At 73.4% G+C, this 21488-nt stretch carries 10 protein-coding genes and 1 pseudogene; 8 read left to right on the plus strand and 3 right to left on the minus strand.

Translation table 11 applies throughout. The features are described 5' to 3' along the window. Positions 1-177 precede the first annotated feature (177 nt). Genes EDD90_RS13270 through EDD90_RS13300 form a run of 7 tightly spaced genes read left to right on the plus strand, consistent with a single transcriptional unit; the run spans position 178 to position 17924 of the window. Positions 178-4230, plus strand: a complete 4053-nt coding sequence (locus EDD90_RS13270; RefSeq protein ID WP_221305102.1) for a non-ribosomal peptide synthetase — start codon at positions 178-180, stop codon at positions 4228-4230. Beyond that, positions 4227-13715 (plus strand): non-ribosomal peptide synthetase, encoded by a 9489-nt coding sequence (locus EDD90_RS13275; protein ID WP_123973215.1) that lies wholly within the window; start codon positions 4227-4229, stop codon positions 13713-13715. The genes EDD90_RS13270 and EDD90_RS13275 overlap by 4 nt, the downstream gene beginning before the upstream one ends. A gap of 11 nt (positions 13716-13726) precedes the next feature. Then, positions 13727-14869, plus strand: a complete 1143-nt coding sequence (locus EDD90_RS13280) for a GSCFA domain-containing protein (RefSeq protein WP_123973216.1) — start codon at positions 13727-13729, stop codon at positions 14867-14869. Continuing rightward, on the plus strand, positions 14808-15515 hold the full coding sequence (locus tag EDD90_RS13285) for a hypothetical protein (protein ID WP_185149067.1): 708 nt from the start codon (positions 14808-14810) through the stop codon (positions 15513-15515). The genes EDD90_RS13280 and EDD90_RS13285 overlap by 62 nt, the downstream gene beginning before the upstream one ends. A 49-nt stretch (positions 15516-15564) precedes the next feature. After that, positions 15565-16443, plus strand: coding sequence for a TauD/TfdA family dioxygenase (locus EDD90_RS13290; RefSeq protein WP_123973217.1), 879 nt, complete (start codon positions 15565-15567; stop codon positions 16441-16443). A 22-nt stretch (positions 16444-16465) separates the two neighbouring features. Further along, a complete protein-coding gene (locus EDD90_RS13295; RefSeq protein WP_260327835.1) occupies positions 16466-17197 on the plus strand; it encodes a hypothetical protein in 732 nt (243 codons plus the stop codon). Positions 17198-17210: 13 nt separating this feature from the next. After that, entirely contained in the window at positions 17211-17924 is a 714-nt protein-coding gene (locus EDD90_RS13300) for a hypothetical protein (protein WP_260327836.1), read from the plus strand. A gap of 4 nt (positions 17925-17928) precedes the next feature. Here EDD90_RS13300 and EDD90_RS13305 read toward each other — a convergent pair whose 3' ends face one another. The 3 genes and pseudogenes from EDD90_RS13305 to EDD90_RS13315 all read right to left on the minus strand — a co-directional run. Then, entirely contained in the window at positions 17929-18138 is a 210-nt protein-coding gene (locus tag EDD90_RS13305) for a DUF397 domain-containing protein (RefSeq protein ID WP_123973218.1), read from the minus strand. Continuing rightward, on the minus strand, positions 18120-18962 hold the full coding sequence (locus EDD90_RS13310; protein WP_123981230.1) for a helix-turn-helix transcriptional regulator: 843 nt from the start codon (positions 18960-18962) through the stop codon (positions 18120-18122). The genes EDD90_RS13305 and EDD90_RS13310 overlap by 19 nt, the downstream gene beginning before the upstream one ends. A 42-nt stretch (positions 18963-19004) precedes the next feature. Further along, positions 19005-20093: pseudogene (locus EDD90_RS13315) on the minus strand (CapA family protein); the annotation flags it as partial. 377 nt (positions 20094-20470) lie between these two features. Here EDD90_RS13315 and EDD90_RS13320 point away from each other — a divergent pair. Beyond that, positions 20471-21475: a substrate-binding domain-containing protein gene (locus EDD90_RS13320; RefSeq protein ID WP_123973219.1), complete on the plus strand. Its 1005-nt coding sequence runs from the start codon at positions 20471-20473 to the stop codon at positions 21473-21475. The last annotated feature ends 13 nt before the right edge of the window (positions 21476-21488 follow it).

Below are 21488 nucleotides of genomic sequence, written 5' to 3' on the forward strand. Positions count from 1 at the left end.
CCTCCCCCCTCTTCCCTCAGGGCCTTTTAGGCCCTCTCACGCCCTCTCACGCCCTCTCACGGCCTCTCACGGCCTCTCACGGCCTCTCACGGCCTCTCACGGCACTTCGCGCGCTGCCGTCATCGCCGTGCCTCTGTTCCGTCCCCGGTCCCGTCCCCCCGACAGGAAGGCCAGGCCTTGCCGGTGCAGAACACCCCCGACCCCGCCCCCGCGGATCCGGCCCGCCACGTCCGGCCGGCGTCCTTCGCCCAGCAGCGGCTGTGGTTCCTGGCCCAGCTCCCGGGCGGGAACACCGCCTACAACGAGACGCTCGCCTTCCTCCTCGGCGGACCGCTCGACCGCGGCACCCTGGCCGCCGCCTTCGATGCCCTGACCGACCGGCACGAGACCCTGCGCACCAGGCTGGTGGCCGAGGCGGGCGGGGTGCACCAGCACATCGACCCGCCGGGCTCGGGCCGCCCCCTGGCCTTCGAGGACCTCACCACCGCCACCGACTCCGACGCACAGGTGGCCGCCCGGCAACTGGCCGAGGCGGAAGGGGAGTTCGACCTGGCGGCGGGCCCACTCTGGCGCGGTCGGCTGCTCGCCCTCGGCCCCTCTCGCCACGTACTGCTGCTGACGTTCCATCACAGCATCTACGACGGCGCGTCGATGAACGTGATGATGACTGAAGTCGGCACCCTCTACGAGGCGTTGGCGACCGGCGTACCGGACGGACTGCCGGAGCTGCGGCTCCAGTACGCCGACTATGCGGAGGCGCAGCGGGAGTCCGTGCTCGGCGGTGCCCTCGCCGCTCAAGAGGCCTACTGGAAGGGCGTGTTGACCGACGCGCCGGCCATGCTCGAACTGCCCGTGCCGGGGCCGCGGCCGGCGGAGCAGGGTTACGACGGCGGACGCGTCGGGTTCGAGCTGGACGCGGACGTCACGGCGGCCCTGCGCGGCCTGGCCCGGGAACACGGCGCCACCTTGTTCGTCGCCGTGCTGACGGGCTGGGCGATCCTGCTGTCCCGGCTGTCGGGGCAGCAGGACATCGTTGTCGGCAGCCCGGTGGCCGGCCGGCGCGGGCCGGGAGCCGCAGGGCTGATCGGTTTCCTCGTCAACTCGCTCCCGCTGCGCGTCGACCTGTCCGGTTCCCCGACCGCGGCGGAGGCGCTGGCCCGCACCCGGGCGGTGGTCCGCGAGGCACTGGCCCACCAGGACCTGCCGTTCGAGCGGATCGTCGAGGTGGTGAACCCGCCGCGCAGCGCGGCCCACACCCCGCTGTTCCAGACCATGCTGGCCTGGGTCCCGGACCGGCACGACCTGCTGAAGCTGCCCGGTGTCGAGGCCGCGCCGCTGCCGATCGCCCACGCCCCGGCCAAGTTCGACCTCGCCCTGTCGGCGACCGAGTCGGAGGGCCGGGTGACCGGGCACCTCGATCACGCGGCCGCGCTGGTGGACGCCGCCACGGCCGAACGCTGGGCCGGACATCTGCGGCGACTGCTCACCGACATGGCCCGGCACCCGCACCGCACCGTCGACACCCTGGAGCTGATGGACCCGCGCGAGCGCCTGGAGCTGATCGGCGCGGGCGACGCCGCACAGGGGCGGGGCGCGGGCGTGGGTGACCCCTCCGACGCGACGGCGACGGCCCTGCGTACGGCCTCCGGTCTCACGGAGCTCTTCGAGGCACGGGCCCGTGCGCACCCCGCCGCCACCGCCGTGGTCGACCGCGACCGCGCGCTCGACTACGCGACGCTCGACCGGCGTGCCAACCGGCTCGCGCACGCCCTCGTCGCCCGTCGCGTCCGCCCGGATGACGTCGTAGGACTGCATGCCCGCCGCACCTGCGACCTGGCCGTCGGCATCCTCGGGATCCTCAAGGCGGGTGCCGCCTATCTGCCGCTCGACCCGGGACAGCCCTGGGAACGCCTCACCGCCATGGTCGAGGACGCCGCGTGCCCCGTGGTGCTGAGCGACCACACCGGCGAGGACCGGCCGCGGGACTGGCTCGGCATCGGCACGGTCGAGGCAGAGGCAGGGGTGGGGGCAGGGGCAGGGGCAGCGATAGACGCCGGGGCAGAGGCAGCCGGGGACCTGCCGCCGGCCGGGATCACCCGTGGCCCGGACCAGCTGGCCTACGTGATCTTCACCTCCGGGTCCACCGGGCGGCCCAAGGGCGTCGCCGTCGAGCACCGCAGCGTCCTCAACCTCTTCGCGGTCTGGCACGACCGGATGGGCACCGCACCCGGCGAGGCGGGTTCGGCCTGGTCCAGCATCGGCTTCGACGCCTCGGTCCACGAACTGCTGCTGCCCCTGACCACGGGCGGTGTGCTGCACATCGTCCCCGAGGAACTGCGCGGCGACCCGGAGGCGTTGTTCGGGTGGCTGCGTGAGCGGGAGATCGACCAGGCGTTCCTGCCGCCCGCCTACGTCAAGTGGGTCGACGAGAACCCGGCGGAGCGGTTGCGCGGACTGGCGTTGCGCAGGCTGCTGACCGGCGTCGAGTCGCTGACCGAGGCCGCGTTGCACCGGATGACGGAGCAACTGCCCGGCCTGCGCGTCTGCTTCGGCTACGGCCCCACCGAGGCGACCCTCTACAGCACCGCCCACTACGATCCCCGCCCGCTGGACCGCCCGTGCCCCATCGGCCGCCCGCTGCCCGGCACCCGCTGCTACGTCCTCGACGCCCGGCTGCAGCCCGTCCCGCCCGGTGTCGTCGGGGAGGTCCACCTCGGCGGGGCGGCCCTCGCCCGCGGCTATCTGGGCCGCCCCGACCTCACCGAGGAGCGCTTCCTGCCGGACCCGTTCGTGCCCGGTGCCCGCGTCTACCGCACCGGCGACCTCGCCCGCTGGGGCGACGACGGCCTGCTCCACTACGCGGGCCGCGCCGACGACCAGGTGAAGCTGCGCGGCTTCCGGATCGAACCCGGCGAGATAGAGGCGGCGTTGACACGGCTGCCGGGTGTCCGTGAGGCCGTCGTCCTCGCCGATCACGACCCTGCGGGCCGGTCCCGGCTGGTGGCCGCCGTCGGCCGGGGCGCCGCCGCGGCCCGTACCAGCGCCGACTGGCGCACGGCACTCGCCCGCAGCCTGCCGGACTACATGGTCCCCGCCGTCGTCCTCGACCTGGAGACCCTGCCGCTGGGCCGCAACGGCAAACTCGACCGCGCCGCACTGCTGCGACTGGTCCACGAGCAGACGTCCGGCCAGGTCAACACCGCCAGCCCGCGCGACCACGTCGAGCACGCCCTGTACCGGATCTGGCAGCGCATCCTGCTCCATCCGTCGATCGGCGTCGGCGACAACTTCTTCGACATCGGCGGCACTTCGCTGTCCGCCATCAAGATGGCCCACGAGGTCACGGAGACCTTCGGGCGCCAGCTGCCGGTCGCGGAGGTCATGGTGCGGCCGACGATCGAGGCGCTGGCCGCGCTGCTGCGCGAAGACAGCGAGGACGGCACCGACCGCGCCCCGGGCAGTCTCGTCGAGTTCCGCCGGGGTACCGGCCCCCGGGTCGTCTGCGTCCACCCGGCCGGCGGCACCGCCTTCTGCTATCTGCCGCTCGCCACCCATCTCCCCGAACACACCGGCCTGTACGGCATCCAGTCCCCCGGGGTGAATCCGGGAGAGGACGTGCTGCCCAGCGTGGAGGCCATGGCCGAGGCGTATCTGCGCCTCCTCGAACCGCTCGGCGACGGCCCGCTCGTGCTGACCGGTCTCTCCTACGGCGGGCTGGTCGCCCACGAGATGGGACGCCTCCTCGGCCGTGCCGGACGCGGCGATGTGAGTGTGGTCCTCCTCGACACCCAGGCGACCGACGACGCCGAGGCCCGCGCGGCGATCACCGTCGTCGACGCGGACGAGTTCCGCGACAAACTCGTGAGGTTCAACGGGATGTACCCCGGCATCGAAGACGCCCAGGTGGACCGCTACTTCAGGATCTACAACCACAACCGGCTCACCGCGCGCGAGCATGTCCCGGCCGCCTCCCCGGCCCGGTTGGTCCTCGCCCAGGCCGTGCCGGACGGCACCGACACCCCCTTCCACGCCGAGGTCCGCGCGTTCTGGCGGCGGCGCGCTGAGGGCGAGTTCCGGGTCGAGACGATGGAATGCGACCACTGGGAGATCCTGGAGGGCGCCGAGACCTCCCGGGTCGCCGCGCTGCTGGCCGCCGAACTCGCCCATCATGAGAGTGAGTTGACGAGCCGGGTGCGCTCCGTCGCCGTACCGGCGGGAGACGCGCGATGACCGACCGCACCGCACCATCCGAAGCCTCCGCCGCGTCCGACACCTCCGATGCCTCCCACGCCTCCCACGCCTCCGCACTGGCCGAGGCCGTACTCGCCCAGGCCCGCCGTACGCCTTCCGCCGTCGCCGTCGAGGACGGCGGCCGGCTGCTCGACTACGCCGAACTCGACCTGCTCAGCGGCCGGGTGGCCGCGCAGTTGCGTGAACGGGGCGTGGGCGCCGGGCAGTCCGTCGCCGTCTGTCTGCCCCGCTCCTGGCGGCTGGTGTGCGTCATGCTGGGCATCCGGCGCGCTGGAGCCACCGTCGTCCCCCTCGACCGGCTCAGTCCGCCCGACCGTCAGCGCCACATCCTCGACGACTCCGGAGCGGTCGCCGTCGTCCACGACGGTACGACCGAGTACGTCCACGGAATCGACGCCGACGCGCTCCTCGCCCCGGCCGCGGAACCCGTTGCCGTGCAGTCGTCCACCGGCGGGGGCGACCCCACCGGCTTCCTCTTCTACACCTCCGGCAGCACCGGCCGGCCCAAGGGCGTCGAGGTCACCGACGCGGGTGTGCTGCGGCTGGCCCGCCCCGGCTGGCTCGGCCCGCACCCCGGCGCCCGCTTCGCCTGCCTGTCCAACCCGGCCTTCGACGCGCTGAGTTTCGAGGTGTGGGCGCCGCTGCTCACCGGTGGCGTCTGCGTCGTACTGGACGACTCCGAGGTGCACAGCCCGCAACGGTTCGCGGCCGCGGTGCGCGAACGCCGTGTCGACACCCTGTTCATCACGGTGGCGCTCTTCAACACGGTGGTCGACAAGGTCCCCGGCTGCTTCGCCGGCGCCGCCCGGGTCCTCGTCGGCGGCGAACGGCTCGACCCGCGCGCGATACGCGCCTGGTACGACGCCAACCCGGACTCCGCCACCGTCCTGCACAACGTGTACGGGCCGACGGAGGCGACGACGTTCGCCCTGTGCCACCCGATCCCCCGGGACTTCGACGGCGACTCGATCCCGATCGGCACCCCGCTGCCGGGGACCGGAGTACTGCTGCGCACTCCGGACGGGCGTACCGCGGAGGACGGCGAGGTGGCCGAACTCCTGCTCTCGGGAACGGCGTTGGCGCGCGGCTACCGCAATCTGCCGGAGCTGACCGAGCGTTCCTTCGTCCGGCTGGACGACGCGAGCGGTGGGAGCGGCACCCCGCGCCGCTGGTACCGGACGGGTGACCTGGTGCGCCGGGACGACGACGGGCGCGTGGTCTACGTCGGACGCGCCGACCGACAGGTCAAGGTGCGCGGTTTCCGTATCGAACCCGGCGAGGTGGAGCAGGGGATCCTGGCCCTGCCCGCGGTACGCCATGCCCATGTCTGCACCCGGCGCGACGCGGCGGACCGCAACGAACTGCTGGCCTTCCTCGTCCTCGGCGACGACGGTCTCTCCTACGCCGACTACGAACGTCACCTCGCCACCGCCCTGCCGCCGTACATGCGCCCGCACCACACCCACCTCGTCGCCGAACTCCCGCTGACCGCCAACGGCAAGGTCGACCAGGCCGCACTGCTGCGTGACACGGACACGGACACGGGCACGGGCACGCCGTGGCGCGGCGGGCGCGAGGACGCCGTGCCCGTCACCGCCGGGCAGCGGCCGGTGCTGGAACTCGCGGAGGAGATCCTCGGCGTCGGCGGCCTGCGGCCCGACGACCGCTGGATCCCGAGCGGCGGGGACTCCCTGAAGGCATTGCGGTTCCGCTTCGAGATCCTGGAGCGGTACGGCGTCGACCTCCCCCAGGACCTTGTGCTGCGGGCCGACCTCGCCGCTCTCGCGGACGCCGTCCGCAGCGCTCCGGCCGACTGCCGTCCGCCCGTGCCGCCCGCCCCGGACGCCACCGACGCCACGACCGCGCCGGCCACCAGCGAGCAGGAACGCCTCTGGCTGCTGCACCGGCGCGACCCCGACGACCGTTCCTACGACGTACCGCTCGTCTTCCGTGTCCAGGGCGCCGTCGACCCGTCGGCGCTGCGCCGGGCGCTGCGCTCGCTGGTGGAGCGGCACCCCGCCCTGCGCACCCGGATGGTTCCCGCCCCGGACGGCCTGCTCCAGCGGACCGAGGCTCCGTACGACCCCTGGCAGCCGCTGGACGTCCGCGAGGGCGAGCCCTGGCAGGAGACCGCCGACCGCTTCTTCGCCCACCGCTTCGACCTCACCGAGCCTCAGATGCTGCGGGCCGGCTGGGCGGAGCGGACCGACGGCGGTCTGCTGCTTCTGCAACTGCACCACGCGGCCGTGGACGGCTGGTCGCTCAACCTCCTCTTCCGCGACCTCACGGACGCCTACGCGAACGCGGGCCACGCGAACACGGGTGACTCCGGGCGTCCGGCCCCGGCCGTCGGCCCGCTCGACCTCGCCCGCTGGCAGCGGGACTGGCGCGCTACCCCCGCCTACGAACACCAGCGCGTCCGGCTGCGCGACCACTACGCCGACGGGGTGGATCCGTCCCCCGCCCTGCCCGAACCCGAGCCCGCGCCCACGTCCTCGGCCCGGCCGCGGGCGAGGCTTTTGCGCACCTCCCTCGACCTGGTCCGTCGTACCGCGCTGGACCGGCGTGCCGCGGAACTCGGTCTGACCCGGTTCCAGGTGCTGGTGTCGGCGTTCGGCGCGAGTCTGTACGGCGTGACCGGGCAGGCCCGGCCCCTGGTCGCCGCCCCCGTGGCGAACCGGCCGCGCCCCGAGTTCGCCGAGAGCGTCGGCATGTTCGCGAACACCGTGCTCCTCGGCCTCGCGCTACGGCCCGACGACTCGCTGCGCACCCAGCTGACGACGCACGCCGACACCGTGCGCCGGGTGCTGGAGGGACAGGAGGTCCTTCTCGCCGATGTACTCGCCGATGTGTTCGCCGGACCGGCGTTCCGCGATCGCACGCCCCTCTTCGACTACCTGTTCGTCCTGGAGAACACGGAGTTCTCCGCGCTGCGCCTGGCGGACTGCGCCATCGAGCCCCTGTGGCCCGAGCCCACGGGCGCCAAGTGCGCGCTGACGCTGTCGGTGGTGGAGCACGAGTCCGGGTTCGACTGCCTCTGGGAGTACCGCGACGACTTCGGCGCCGAACGCGCCGAGGCGGCGGCCAGGTTGTTCCGGCGGGCTCTGGACCGGCTGACCGGTGACGGAGACGGTGACATCTCCCTGCGTGAACTCGTCATCGCCCACCGCGAGTCGGCGCCCGCACACGGCCGCGCTCTGGAACCGGACTTCACCACGGTCGCCGAGGGCTTCGCCCGCCAGGTGGCCCGCACTCCGGACGCACCCGCCGTCACCCTCGGCGGGACCACTCTCACCTACGCCGAACTGGACGCCCAGGCAAACGAGTTGGCGTCCCTCCTGAGACCGCCCGCGGATCCCGCCGCCCCGGCATCGGTGGCCCTCTACCTCCAGCCGTCCGTCGAACACGTCGTGGCCCTGCTCGCGGCGGCCCGCCTCAATCTGACCGTCGTCCCCCTCGACCCCGCCTACCCGCCGGCCCTGCTGCGCCATGTGCTGGACCATGCGGCGCCGCTGTGCGTGCTGACCGGCGCCGACGGCCTCGACGTCCTGGCCACGATCGCGCCGCCGTCCCTGCCCCGGCATGTCGTCACCCTCGCCGCCGCGCCCACCGCCCGGCCGGTGCCGTACCGGCATCGCGGACTCCGGCCGCTCTACACCCTGTTCACGTCCGGCTCCACCGGCACCCCCAAGGGCGTCCAGGTCCCCGACCGGACCCTGTGCAACCTGCTCACCTGGCAGCGGGCCGAAGGCGGCCTCGAACGGCCCGCCGTCACCCAGCAGTTCGCCATGCTCTCCTTCGACGTCTCCTTCCAGGAGATCCTGACCACCCTGTGCTCCGGCGGCGAGCTGCGCCTGGTGAGACCTGCCTGGCGGCAGGACATGCCCACGCTGCTACGGCAGTTGGAGAGCGGTGGCGCGGAGCGGATCTTCCTGCCGTACGTGGCGCTGCAACTGCTCGCCGAACACGGGGTGCGTGCAGGGGTGTTCCCGTCCCGGCTGCGTGATGTCGTCACGGCCGGCGAGCAGTTGGTGTGCACGGACGCGATCCGGCGCTGGATCGCGGGGCTGCCGGGCGGCGCCCGGCTGTTCAACCACTACGGTCCGACCGAGACCCATGTCGTCAGCGGCCTGTGCCTCGAAGGCGACCCGGCCGGCTGGCCGACCCGCCCGGCCATCGGGCGTCCGGTGGCGGGGGCCGTCCTACGGGTGGTGGACGAGGGCGGTCTGCCCGTCCCGCCGGGGGTGACGGGCGACCTGCTCATCGGCGGCCGTATGGCGGGCCGGTGCTACCTCGGCGACCCCGCCGAGCACCGGGACCGGTTCGTCGACGATCCCGAGCTGGGCGTTCTCTACCGCACCGGGGACCGGGCCCGCTTCGACGAGCGGGGGCTGCTGCACTACGCGGGACGCGACGACGGCCAGGTCAAACTCGGCGGGCACCGGCTGGAGCTGGGCCAGGTCGAGGCCGCTCTGCTCGGGTGTCCGGGGGTGGTCAACGCGGTCGCGGGGATGCTGGACGGCCGGCTGGTCGCCGTTCTCCAGTGCCGGGGGGAGGATCCCGACCCGGCGGACCTGACCCGGCACCTGGCGGGGCTGCTGCCCGCCTACGTCCGGGTCGCCCGCTTCCGCCTCGTGCCGGACCTGCCGCGCACCCCCAGCGGCAAACTGGACCGCAGGGCGGCGCTGACCGCGCCGGGACGCGAGCTGGGGGCGGGGGGCCGCGAGGTTGCGGGGCTGTCCGCGCTCGAACGGCGGCTGGCCGAGCTCTTCCGGGCGGCGACCGGGCGGCGCGTCGCCGTGGACGAGCGGTTCTTCGACGCCGGGGCCACCAGCCTGGACCTGATGCGCTTCCAGCTCAGATGCGCGGGTGAGGGCGATCTCCCCTTCTCCGTACCGGACTTGTTCGAGCACGTCACACTGCGCGCGCTGGCCCGGCTGGTGACGGACGACGACGGCAGCGCCCGCGACACACCGGCCGGGCGGTCGACCCGGCCGACCCGGCCGACCCGGCCGGAGGCGGGGCGGGCCGACGAACCCGTCGCCGTCGTCGGCATGGCCGTACGGCTGCCCGGGGCGCCCGACCTGGCCGCGTTCTGGGACCTGGTCGTCTCCGGCCGGCGCGGTATCGAGCACTTCGCCGCCGACGACGGCCGGGTCGGTGCGCGCAGTCAGCTGGCGGGACTGCTCGCCTTCGATCCGGGCCGGTTCACGATCAGCCCGCACGAGGCCCGGCTGATGGACCCCCAGCAGCGCCACCTGCTGATGAACTGCGCCGAAGCCCTCGCCCACGCCGGGATCGGCGACCCGGCGCGGCTGCGGGTCGGTCTGGTCGCCTCCTGCGGCGAGAACACCTACTTCCAGCGCATGCTCCGCGAGGGCGACCCGGACCGGCTGCCCGACGCCTTCCGGCTCGCCCTGCACCACGAGAAGGACTTCCTCGCCACCAAGGCCGCCTACCATCTCGGGCTCACCGGACCGGCGTTCACGCTCCAGTCCGCCTGCTCCAGCTCGCTCGCCGGGGTGCACATCGCCGCCGGGATGCTGCGGCAGGGCGACGCCGAGGTGATGCTCGTCGGCGGGGTCCTCGTCGACACCGAGCTGACCGACGGCTACACCTACCGGCCGCAGCACATCTTCTCCCCCGACGGGCACTGCCGGCCCTTCAGCGCGGACGCCGAGGGCACCGTGGGCGCGAGCGGGACCGGTGTGGTCGTCCTCAAGCCGCTGGCCGCGGCCCGCCGGGACGGCGACACCGTCTACGCGGTCATCACCGGCTCGGGACTCAACAACGACGGTGCCGGCAAGCTCGGTTACAGCGCCCCGTCCCTGCCCGGCCAGCGGGCCGCGATCCGCGCGGCGCTGGACCGGAGCGGTCGCGACGGCACCGCGGTCGGATATGTCGAGGCACACGGCACCGGCACCCGGCTCGGCGACCCGGTCGAGGCGGCGGCGCTGCGGCAGGCGTACGGGCTGGTGGCTGACACGCGGGGAGCGGACAAATCAACAGCGGACACGCGGGCGGCGGACGCGCTGGGTGCGGACGCGCAGGCGGCGGACGCGCTGGGTGCGGACGCACGGGTGGCGCTGTCGTCGGTGAAGAGTCAGATCGGGCATCTGGGTGCGGCGGCGGGCGTGGTCGGGCTGGTGCGGGCGGTGCTCGCCGTGCACCACGGGGTCGTTCCGCCGACGGCCGACTTCGACCGGCTCAACCCGGAGATCGACGACGGCCCGTTCCGGATCCCGGTTGCCGCCGAGCCCTGGCCGGCGGTCCCGACCAGGGTGGCCGGGGTGAGCAGCTTCGGCATCGGCGGCACCAACGCCCACGTGGTGCTGGAGCAAGCGGTACCGGCTCCGGTCCCGGTGCCGGACGATCGGCTCGCTGCGGTGCCGCTGCCGTGCCTGGTGCTGTCCGGGGCCTCCGAGGCCGCCGTCCACGCGGACGGGCGCCGTATCGCCGACTATCTGTCGGCCCGGCCCGAGGCCTATCCGCAGGTGCTGCGGCACCTCCAGGCCGGCCGTCCCGCCCTCTCGCGCCGCGCGGCGGCCGTCTGCCCCGACGCCGCGTCGGCCGTCGCCTGGCTGCGGGCGCTGCCGACCGTCACGGCGCCCCCGGCCCAGGACGCACCGGCGGCGGCCGAGGGCCGTGATCCGCACGCCCTCGCCGAGGCATGGGCGGCCGGCCGCACCGTCGTATGGCCGTCGGCGGGCCCGGCGCCCGCGCCCTGGGACTTCCCGCCGCCCGCCTTCGACACCGCCGAGTACGACTTTCCCCGTGCCCCCGAGGAGCCGTCCGGCATCTCCCGGCTGCCTGCCGCGCAGTGGCTCCACCAGCCCCTGTGGACTCGGTCGCGCCGCGCCCGGACCGGCACTCCGGTGTCCCGCCGTACCGCCGTGGTCGTCACCGGACCCGGGCAGGACGGCGAGAGCTGGCGGTTCCTGGAACGCCACTACGTCCGGGTGGTGACCGTCCGCGCCGGCCAGGGCTTGGCCCGTATCGGCGTCGACCGCTACGAGGCCGATGTCGCCGACCCCGGACGGCTCGCCGCCCTGCTCGACCGGCTGACCGGTGCGGGCGAGCCTGCCGTGGACTGGCTGCATGCGCTCCCGCTCGCCCTCGACGGCGGCCCGACCGTGTCCACGCTGGAGAAGGCCGAGTGGGCCTGCCTCGACACGGTCGCCGCCCTCGCCCTGGCCCTCGCCGACCGTCCGGAGCCGGAACGCCCCCGTGTCTGGCTGCTGTCCCAGCGGGCGCAGCCGGTCACCGGGACCGTCCACACCCCCGAGGCCGGTCTGCTCGCCGGGGCCCTCGAAGTCCCCCGGCGGGAACTGGGGGTCACCCTGCGCTGGGCCGACCTGCCCGGCCCGCACCCGGCCGCCTGGGCCGCCCACCTGCCCGACCTGCTCCTCGACGACACGGCAGCCCACCGGGTGACCGACACGACCGGCAGCACGGCCGGCAGCACGGCCGGCCACACGCCCGCCGACCGGGCGACGGCCCTGCGCGACGGTTTCTGGTGGCACCGCACCACCCTGCCGGTCCCCGCCGGCGAGCCACCGCGCCCCGTCACCCCGCCGGGCACCCATCTGATCCTCGGCGGCACGGGCGGCATCGGCGCCACGCTGGCCGCGAGCCTCCTCCGGCACCCGGGCAACCGGGTCGTCCTGGTCGCCCGCGGCACCGAAGTGCCCGCCGTACTGAGGGAGTTCGGCAGGCGGGTCACCCTGGTCACGGCCGACCTCGCGGCCGAGGAACCCCCGGCGGTCGCGGACCGGCTGGCGCCGCTGCTCGACGGTCTCGCCGGCATCGTGCACGCCGCCGGTACCGCCGCGGGCGGGCTGCTGGCCCGGCGCGTGCCGGCCGTCGGCCGCCGCACCACCGCGGCCAAGCTGCGCGGCGCCCTGCTCGTCGAACTGCTCGTCGCCGAGCACGCCCCCGACTACGTCCTGTACTGCTCCTCCGCGGCGGCGGAATTCGGCGGGGCCGGCCAGTTCGACTACGCGGCCGCCAACGCCTGCCTCGACGCCTACGCCCACCGCGCCGTGCCCGGCGGCGACGCCACGGTACGGATGAGCGTCGGCTGGGACGCGTGGCGGGACGTCGGCATGGCCCAGCGGCACGCGGACCGTGCGGACGCCCGGCACCGGGAACACCTGGCCGTGGCGCTCACCCCCGAGGAGGGCACGGCCGTCTTCGAGCGGGCCCTGCGCCTCCAACTGCCGTACCTGATGGTCGGCACCACGGACCTGACGGCCGCGCGGGCCTTCTACGAACCGATCGCCACGGACGGACCCCCGGCTCGCGCACAGGGCGACGCCGGCACGGAGATCACCGGCCTCCTCCGCTCCCTCCTCGGCGTGGACACCGTCGACCCCGAGGCCCCGCTGTACGACCTGGGCGCGGACTCGCTGACCCTGCTGGAACTCCTCGACGAGATCAAACGCCGGCACGGCGCCGACATCGAACTGTCCCGGCTCAGCCACCGGGTGAGCCTGGCGGAGATCCTCGGCCACGTCGGAGACGGCGCCCGCCCGGGCAGAACGGGGACTGTCTCCCAGGGCACGGTGGACGTCGAGGTGTGGCAACGCGGTGCCGGGCCGTACGTGCTGTGTCTGGTGCATCCGGTCGGCGGGGACATCCAGGCCTACCGGCCGCTGGTGTCCGCCCTGCCCGACGACATCACCGTCTGTCTGATCGCCGATCCCGGCCTGCGCGACCCCGGGCTGCCGGACCGCTCGATCGACGAGCGCGCCGCGCACTATCTGGCCGCCGTCCGGCAGGAGTTCCCGGAACCCGAACGCCGACTGCGGCTCGCCGGCTGGTCGTTCGGGGCGTGGACGGCGCTGTCGATGGCCGCGCTCGCCGAGGCGGAGGGCCGTCCGGTGACCGCCCTCCACCTCCTCGACCCGCCACCGCCCGGAGCCGGCCACCGCCTCGCCGGTTACGACGAGGAGCAGATCCAGGCCGTCTTCACCCGCGAACTGAACGGCAACGGCGACGGCACGAGAGGACTTGCGGAGCCGGACCGGGACATCGCCGCCCTCACGGAGTCCGGTCGTGCCTACGCCGAGCGGCTCGCGCGTTGCTGCCGGGCCAACCTCGCCGCCATGGCCGGGCACCGGCTGCCGCGGCTGCGCCGGACGCCCGCCGCCGTTTGGCTGGCGACGCGCCCCGTGGGTGAGGCCGCGCTCGCGCCCGAGCCGACCGCACCCGGTGCCTGGGACGCCCATCTGCCGTCGCCGTACCGGCTGCACCACGTCGACGCCGACCACTACCAGATCGTCACCGAGCCCCACGTCCAGGCGATCGCCGCCGCTCTCACCGAGCCCTCGCCCGACACCCTCGCCGAAGCCACACCCGCCGCCCCTGCCGAGAACCCGTCCGCCACCGCCGCCGAACCCCCACCCGCAGGCCTCGCCGAACCCCCGCCCGGCACTCGGCCGCAGCCCGTCGGACGGATCTGAGGAGGCCTCCCGTGCAGCATCCGTACACCCGCCTGCCCGCGCGGTCGTTCTGGCGCACCGCGGTCGCCGAACCCGACCCCGCGGACATCGACGGCCTGTGGACGCCGAAGTTCGCGATCGGCCAGGACGATCCCGTCGTCACCGCCGGATCCTGCTTCGCCGCGCACATCGGCCGGGCTCTCCTGGCCGAGGGCATGCACTGGTACGACGCCGAGCTCCCGCCCCCGGGACTGACCCCCGCCGAGCAGGCGGCCCGCGGGTACCGCCGTTTCTCCTTCCGGACCGGCAACATCTACACGGCCGCCGCGCTGCGCCAGTGGGTCGCCTGGGCGCTGGCGGAGGAGGAGCCGCCGACGGAGGTGTGGGAGGAGGACGGGTTCTTCTACGACCCCTACCGGCCGGCCGTGGAACCGGACGGCCACCGTTCGCCCGACGACGTGCTGCGCGCCCGCGCGGTCACCCTGGACGCCGTCCGCACCGCCCTCCGCACCGCCGACGTCCTGGTGTTCACCCTCGGTCTGACCGAGGCCTGGCACGACGTCCGTACCGGCACCGTCCTGCCGATGTGCCCCGGGACCGTGCGCGGCACCTACGACCCCGGCCGGCACGTCCTGCACAACCACACCGTGGACCGGGTGCACCGCGACCTCACGGACGTGCTCGCGATGGCGCGCGGCGTCAACTCCCGCCTGCGCACGGTCCTCACGGTCTCCCCGGTCCCGCTGACGGCGACCGCGACCGGCCGCCACGCCCTGGTCGCCACCACCCACTCCAAGTCGGTGCTGCGCGCGGCGGCCGGTCAGCTCGCCGACGCCTGCGACGACGTGGACTACTTCCCGTCGTACGAGATCGTCACCGGCTTCCCGTACCGGGCCGCGTTCTTCGAGCCGAACCTGCGCACGGTCACCCCCGACGGCGTGGCCTTCGTGATGCGGCACTTCTTCCGGGCCGTCCGGCCCGGGACCGACCCGGCGCCGCACGCACCCGCGCCCCTGTCCGTGCCCACGCCCACGCCCACGCCCGCGCCCGCGCCCGCGCCCGCGCCCGCGCCCGCGCAGACCATCCCCGTCACCGGCGGAGAGGACCACTGGTGTGACGACGCAGTGCTCGACTACTACACCCCCCGTGCCCGCCCGGTTCCTCCTGCTCGGTGACTCCCACGCCGGCTGTGTCGGACGGGCCGCGCGGCAGGCCGGTCTGCCCTTCGTGGGCGGCCCGGTCGGCTCGGGACGCGACTTCCTCGGGCCCTTCCTCGACGTCGACGACGGTGACGGCGACCTGGTCTTCCGGGACGCGGAGACGCGGCGGCTGGTCCGGGAGTTCCTGGACGTGCTGGGCGTGACCGGGTTCGCGGGGCTCGGGGTACCGCTCGTGTGCACCTTCGGGCTGAGCGCCCACACCGTGGCCACCCGGCAGAACTGGGACATCCACCGCGACCGGCACGGCACCGTGCCCGAAGGGTTCCTGCGCAGCAAGCTGTTCGCCGGCCTGGTCCGGGCGGGAGTCCGCGGCGCGCTCGCCTTCTACGAGCACACGGCCGCCCTCGGACTGCGGGTGCTGGCCCCCCTGCCACCGCAGCGCGTCCCCGGCATGTCCGACCCGGCCGTGTTCTTCGCCGCCCAGGACGTCATCGGCGCCGAACTCGCCGCGCGCGGTGTGGAGATCGTCGACCTGCGCGCCCGCGTCACCGACGGCTCGGGGCGGCAGCGGCCGGCCTTCTGCCAGGCCGACGACACCATCCACGGCAACCTCGCCTTCGGCCGCCTTGTGGTCGCCGAGCTCCTCGACCGCGGGCTCTGAGCCCGCTCTCCACGCTCCCCTGTTTCCAAGGATTCCAAGGAGGTCCCTCATGGAGGACTACGCACTGCGGGCCGTCGAACGGCTCACCACCCGCCCCGCCGAGCCCTACGACACCCTCTCCGTCGCCCCGATCACCCCGGTGCTGGGCGCCGAGGTCACCGGCCTCGACCTCTCCCGTGAGCTGACGCCCCAGCAGGAGAAGGAGCTCAAGCACGCGTTCCACACCCACCATGTGCTGGTCTTCCGCGACCAGGACCTGACCCCCGAGGAACACAAGCGGTTCGCGGGCGTCTTCGGTGAACTGCACCCGGTCGCCCTCGCGGCCGAGGGATCCGATCCGCACATCCTGGAGATCAAGGCGGACAAGGACTCCAAGGCGGTCGCCGGCAACGGCTGGCACTCCGACGGCACCGCCGACGCCGAGCCCTCCCTGGGTTCGATGCTGTACATCACGACGATCCCCGAGGGCGGCAGCGGCGGCGACACCCTGTTCGCCAACATGCACCTGGCCTACGAGCTGCTCTCCCCCGCCCTGCGCGGCTTCCTGGACGGTCTGACCGCTGTCCACGACGGCGCGAAGCCCTGGACGGACGCCGGGCTGACCCCGCCGGCCGAGTACGACGTACCGCGCACCGAACAGCCGGTCGTGGTCCGCCATCCGGAGACCGGCCGCAAGCTGCTGTTCGTCAACTCGCCCTACACCTCGCACATCACGCAGTTGTCGCGCGCCGAGAGCGACGCCCTGCTGGCGATGCTGTACGCGCACATCGCCCGGACCCCGCTGCTGCACTGCCGGGTGCGCTGGCAGGAACGCACCCTGGTCTTCTGGGACAACCGCAGCGTCCAGCACCACGCCGTGTGGGACTACTTCCCGCACACCCGTCAGGGCCGCCGCGTGGCGATCGACGGCACGAGTCTGCACGCCTGACCGGGCCGGAGGGAAAGCGGACATGGCGCACACTGCTTCGACGACGGCCGACGCGATGGAGGCCTTCCGCACCGCGCTGCGGGCCCAGACCGCCGAGCCTCCGCCTGCGACCGAGGCACCCACCTGGCTGTGGCGGCTCGCCACCGCCCTCCACGGGGAGCTCCCGCCACCCGACGCGGACGCCTGGGCGACCCGCCTGCGCGACCTGCTCCGCACGGCGGGCGCACCGGCCGGGCTGCGGGCCGTGCACGTCTGGCAGACGGACACCGTCCTGCCGCTGCTCGCGGAGGCGGTGGACATCGACACGGCCGCGTCGGCGGACCTGCACCGCGCGGCGGCACGGGGCGCCACGGCCGACCGCGACACCTGGCGGGCGGCTCTCCACCCGGTGCTGCTGTGCCTGCACGAGGCCGCCTACGACCGCGCGTCCGCCTACGCCGAGGGGCACGCGGGCGCCCGGGACTACGCGCTGGCCAACGGCCACTCGGCGGCCGAGGCCGACGCGTACGGCCATGAGTACGCGCGGCTCAGCAGCGGGGCGAACGCCCGCGCCTTCGCCGAGACCCACGCGGAGGCGCTGGGCCCGGCGCTCGCGGCGGCGTACGCGGCCGACGACTGCCCGGCCTATGCCGACACGTATCCGGGAGCACAGGTGAGGGCGGTCGTACGCGCCTCGACCGCACGGGACGACGGATCGGCCGCACAACACCTGGCCGAGGGACTCCTCACGGCGCTGACGGCGCCGCGGCGATGACCACGGCGACCTCGTGCTGCAACGGGCGGGCCCGGCCGTCTACGAGAAGTGGGCACTGGACTCGGGTCCGACCCAGTGGTGGCGGAGCACTCCGGTGCGCTCCGCCTGGGAGGCGTGGGTCAAGCTGCTCGGGGAGGACCGGACCGCGGCCAGGCATGCCCTGCTCACCGACCATCGTGGCGCCTCGGGCGGCCACGGGCTGCTGTTCGACGGCTGGGGCGGGTGCAAGCTGGAGCACCAGGGCTCCTTCGCCCGCTCCTTCTACGCGTCCGACGCACCGCAGGCGCGCCTGACGGACTCCGCCCCGCTGCTGCCCGGCGGCGGCCGGGTCCGGGCCCACGAGGTCACCGGTGACTTCGCGGCGTTGTTCAGCGGCAGCCCCCAGGCCAGGACGCTGATCGGGAAACTGGCCTCGAAGGAGGGCCAGCAGAAGTGGGCCCATCTGGGCGTCTTCTCGGCGAACCGCCAGGTGACATCGGAGGACGGCGCGATCGAACGCGAGATCTCCGAGCGGCTCCGCACGGGCCCGCGCTGTCTGGACGCCTCGGACGTCATGGCACCGGCCGTACGGGACGCGTTCTACGGGGCCGTCCTGGAGACCATCGCGAGGGTCGCCGAGCGCCAGAACCCCGACATCCCGGGCCTCCTCCAGGACGTGCAGCGGGTGCAGGACGCCCAGGGCCCCCACGGCAGGGCGGCTCCGAGGACGGTGTGCAGTATGCGGTGAGCCGTCAGGCGCTCAACTCCCCGCCTTTCACGGCGGAGACGAAGGCCGACCATCCCTCGGCCGGGAACGCGATCGCGTGACCGTGCGGGTTCTTGCTGTCGCGAACGGGGACGACGGTGGCGAAGTCGTCGGACACCTCGACGCACGCGCCACCGTCCTGGTTGCTGTAAGTGCTCTTGCGCCACGAAGCAGCGTTCAGGTCGACGATTCGCAAGGTACCTCCTCCAACTTGCGCAGAATGTGCTTCCGCGACTCAACTGGGGACAACGCCAGGTCGCGTACTGAATCGTATGCCTTCTGCAAGCGCACAACTGATGTGGACTCCTCGATCAGTTCACCCCTGTAGCCGTTCTCCGTGTAGGCCACCGTCCGGCCGTCCGGCAGCAGCAGGTACCAGAGGTCGAAGCCCATCAGGGCATGCAGGCCTGCGCTGTTCGGCAGCACGTGGACGGTCACGTTCTCACGCTCCGCGATATCCAGGAGGTGTTCCAGCTGGGCACCCCACTCCCCCGCGGCTCGCAGCGGTGTCTGCAGAACGGCCTCCGAGAGGATCGTCCGGAACGACGGCGCTCCCTCCCCCTCCAGCAACTCCCGCCGCCCCATGCGCGCCTCGACCTGCTGCTCCAGTTCCTCGCCCTTGAGGCCACCCACTGCCAGGAGTTCCCGCGCATACCCCGGCGTCTGCAACAGCCCCGGCAGCACACTCACCGCGAAGTGGCACAGGCCGACCGCCATGTCCTCCAGAGCCATGTATTCCCGGTACTGCTCGCGGAACTGCGTCTTGTCCGCCCGCGCCAGCTCCCACAACGCCAGCAACAGCCCGGGCGTCCCGTAATAGTCGTCCAGCGCCTGGACGACTTCCGGACCTCCCAGCGTCTCCCCCTTCTCCATCTTCCCGAACAGGGAACAGTCCCAGCCCAGCCGTTCGCCGAGCTGCCGCAGGCTGACCCCCTTCTGCGCCCGCAACTCCCGCAGCTCCTCCGCGAACCGTTGACGCGGCTCCTGGCTGCGGCCCGTGACGACTCGCCGTTGCGGCATGGCGACCCCCTTCCACCCCTGTAACTCTCCCGCTACGCAGCGTAGTACGCCGTCGGACTCCACGGTGACGCGTACGCCGTGACTGATCCGGTCGAGGGTGTGGCGCAGCCAGCCACGGTCCTCGGCCGATGCGGGCTCCAGCCGCAACCGCCGGACCTGGAACGGCACCATCCGCAGGCCGACGAGCCGGCCCGTGTCCGCGGCCAGCGTGACGAGGTGGGCGAGACGGAGGTCGTCGCGGTACTCCTCGTAGCCGGAGATGCCCTCGTAGTCGTCGATGAAGTCTCCGCAGCCGTACAGGATCGGCCGGTCACGGTACACCTCGACGGCGCGGGGGTGGTGACAGGAGTGCCCGTGGACGACGTCCACACCGCCGTCGACGAGGGCGTGCGCGAAGCGGACCTGGCTCCGGGGGACGAGGTAGCCCCAGTTGGAGCCCCAGTGCACGGACACGACCACCAGGTCACCGGCGCCCCGCGCCCGGCGCACGGCCGCGACCGCCTCCGCCGCCGAGGAGGCCGAGAGCTCGGGAACGTAGGCGACACCGGACCGGTGCTCGGCCGCCGCCCAGTCGGCGGGGATGCCGCTGGATCCCGCCCCGAGGGCGAAGACCAGCAGGCGGCGGCCGTCACGGAGGGGGACCGCGGCGGGCGCGTACGCCTGCGCGGCGTCGCGTCCGGCGCCCGCCGTGCGCAGTCCGGCACGGTCCAGCGAGTCGAGCGTCTCCGTCAGACCGGAGCGGCCGAAGTCGAGTACGTGGTTGTTGGCCAGGACGCAGACGTCGGGCCGGGCCACCGTGAGTGCGGGCAGGTTGTCCGGGTGCATGCGGTAGTGGACCGCCTTCCCCGGGGCGAACGCGTCGCTGCGGGTCACCGATGTCTCCAGGTTCAGGACTCTCGCGTCCGGCGCGGTCTCCTCCAGGAACCGCAGCGCCTCGCCCCATGGCCAGGACGGGGCGACGGGAGCGGGGATCGGGCCGCCCGCGGACTCCGCGAGACGGACGTAGGACCGGGCGTCCCCGCCGTAGTCCTCCCGAAGGGCCGGATCACCGGGGCTCGCGAGGATCTGGTCGACACCGCGCCCGAGCATCACATCGCCGCACAGGAACAGCGTCACCGTGCCGTCGCCCATGCCTCCAGAGTACGGACATACCTTTGTTGGAACGTCATGACAAAGTGATTGACATCCCCTGGGGGCGACCCCATAGTACGAGTCACTAGAGCGCGCTAATAAAGCGCTCTAGCACCTGCACAGCCGTCGACGGTCGCACCCCTTGGCCGTCGGCACGGAGCTCCATCCCCGCCAGTGCGAGGCACCCGGTCGGCCACCGGTGCCCCTGCCCCCCACCGCCGGCGGTCCACCGCTCGCGCCGTGGCGAGGGCGGCTGTAATTCCCTCACCCGTCGACCGTCACACCCGGCGCCGGACCACCTGCTTCTCCTCCCCGTCATTTCCAGCTCGTTCCGCTCCCCAGAGCCGATCCAGACCGCACAGCGAGGTGCAAGGGACATGCACAGAAACCACCGAGCCGCCGCAATGGCCGCCACCGTTCTCGTGGGCGCCCTGCTCGCCACGGGCTGCTCCAGCAGCTCGGGCGGCAAGAAGTCAGAGAACAGCGGCGCGGCCGCGTCCGCCGGCAAGGCGTCCACGCCCCGCATGACGGTGGCCATGATCACCCACGCCCAGCCCGGCGACACCTTCTGGGACCTGATCCGCAAGGGCGCGGCCGCGGCCGCCGCCAAGGACAACATCAAGCTGGTCTACTCGGCCGACCCCAGCGGCCCCAACCAGGCCAACCTGGTGCAGAACGCGATCGACCAGAAGGTCGACGGCATCGCCCTGACCGCCGCCACGCCCGACGCCCTGAAGTCCGTCACGGCCAAGGCCGAGGCCGCCGGCATCCCCGTCGTCGGCTTCAACTCCGGTGTGGACGCCTGGAAGAAGCTCGGCATGCTGGAGTACTTCGGCCAGGACGAGAACATCGCGGGCCAGGCCTTCGGCGAGCGCCTCAACAAGCTCGGCGCCAAGCACGCCCTCTGCGTCGTGCAGGCCCAGGGCCAGGTCGCCCTCGAAGCCCGCTGCGCGGGTCTGGCCAAGGGCTTCAAGGGCAAGACCGACAAGATCTACGTCAACGGCACCGACATGCCCTCGGTCAAGTCCACCATCACCGCCAAGCTGCAGCAGGACTCCTCGATCGACCAGGTCGTCACCCTCGGCGCCCCGATCGCCCTGACCGCCATCCAGTCCGTCAAGGACGCCGGCAGCAAGGCCGAGGTCGCCACCTTCGACCTCAACAAAGACCTGGTGTCCGCCGTCCAGAACGGCTCGGTCGAGTTCGCGGTCGACCAGCAGCCCTACCTCCAGGGCTACCTCGCCGTCGACGCCCTGTGGCTCTACAAGAACAACGGCAACTACAGCGGCGGCGGCGCGGCCCCCATCCTGACCGGCCCGGCGTTCGTCACCAAGGACAACGCCGACACGATCGCCAAGTTCGCCGCCAACGGCACTCGCTGACGATCTGTCAGCA

The sequence above is a fragment of the Streptomyces sp. Ag109_O5-1 genome, assembly GCF_003814875.1.
Taxonomy (GTDB): domain Bacteria; phylum Actinomycetota; class Actinomycetes; order Streptomycetales; family Streptomycetaceae; genus Streptomyces; species Streptomyces sasae.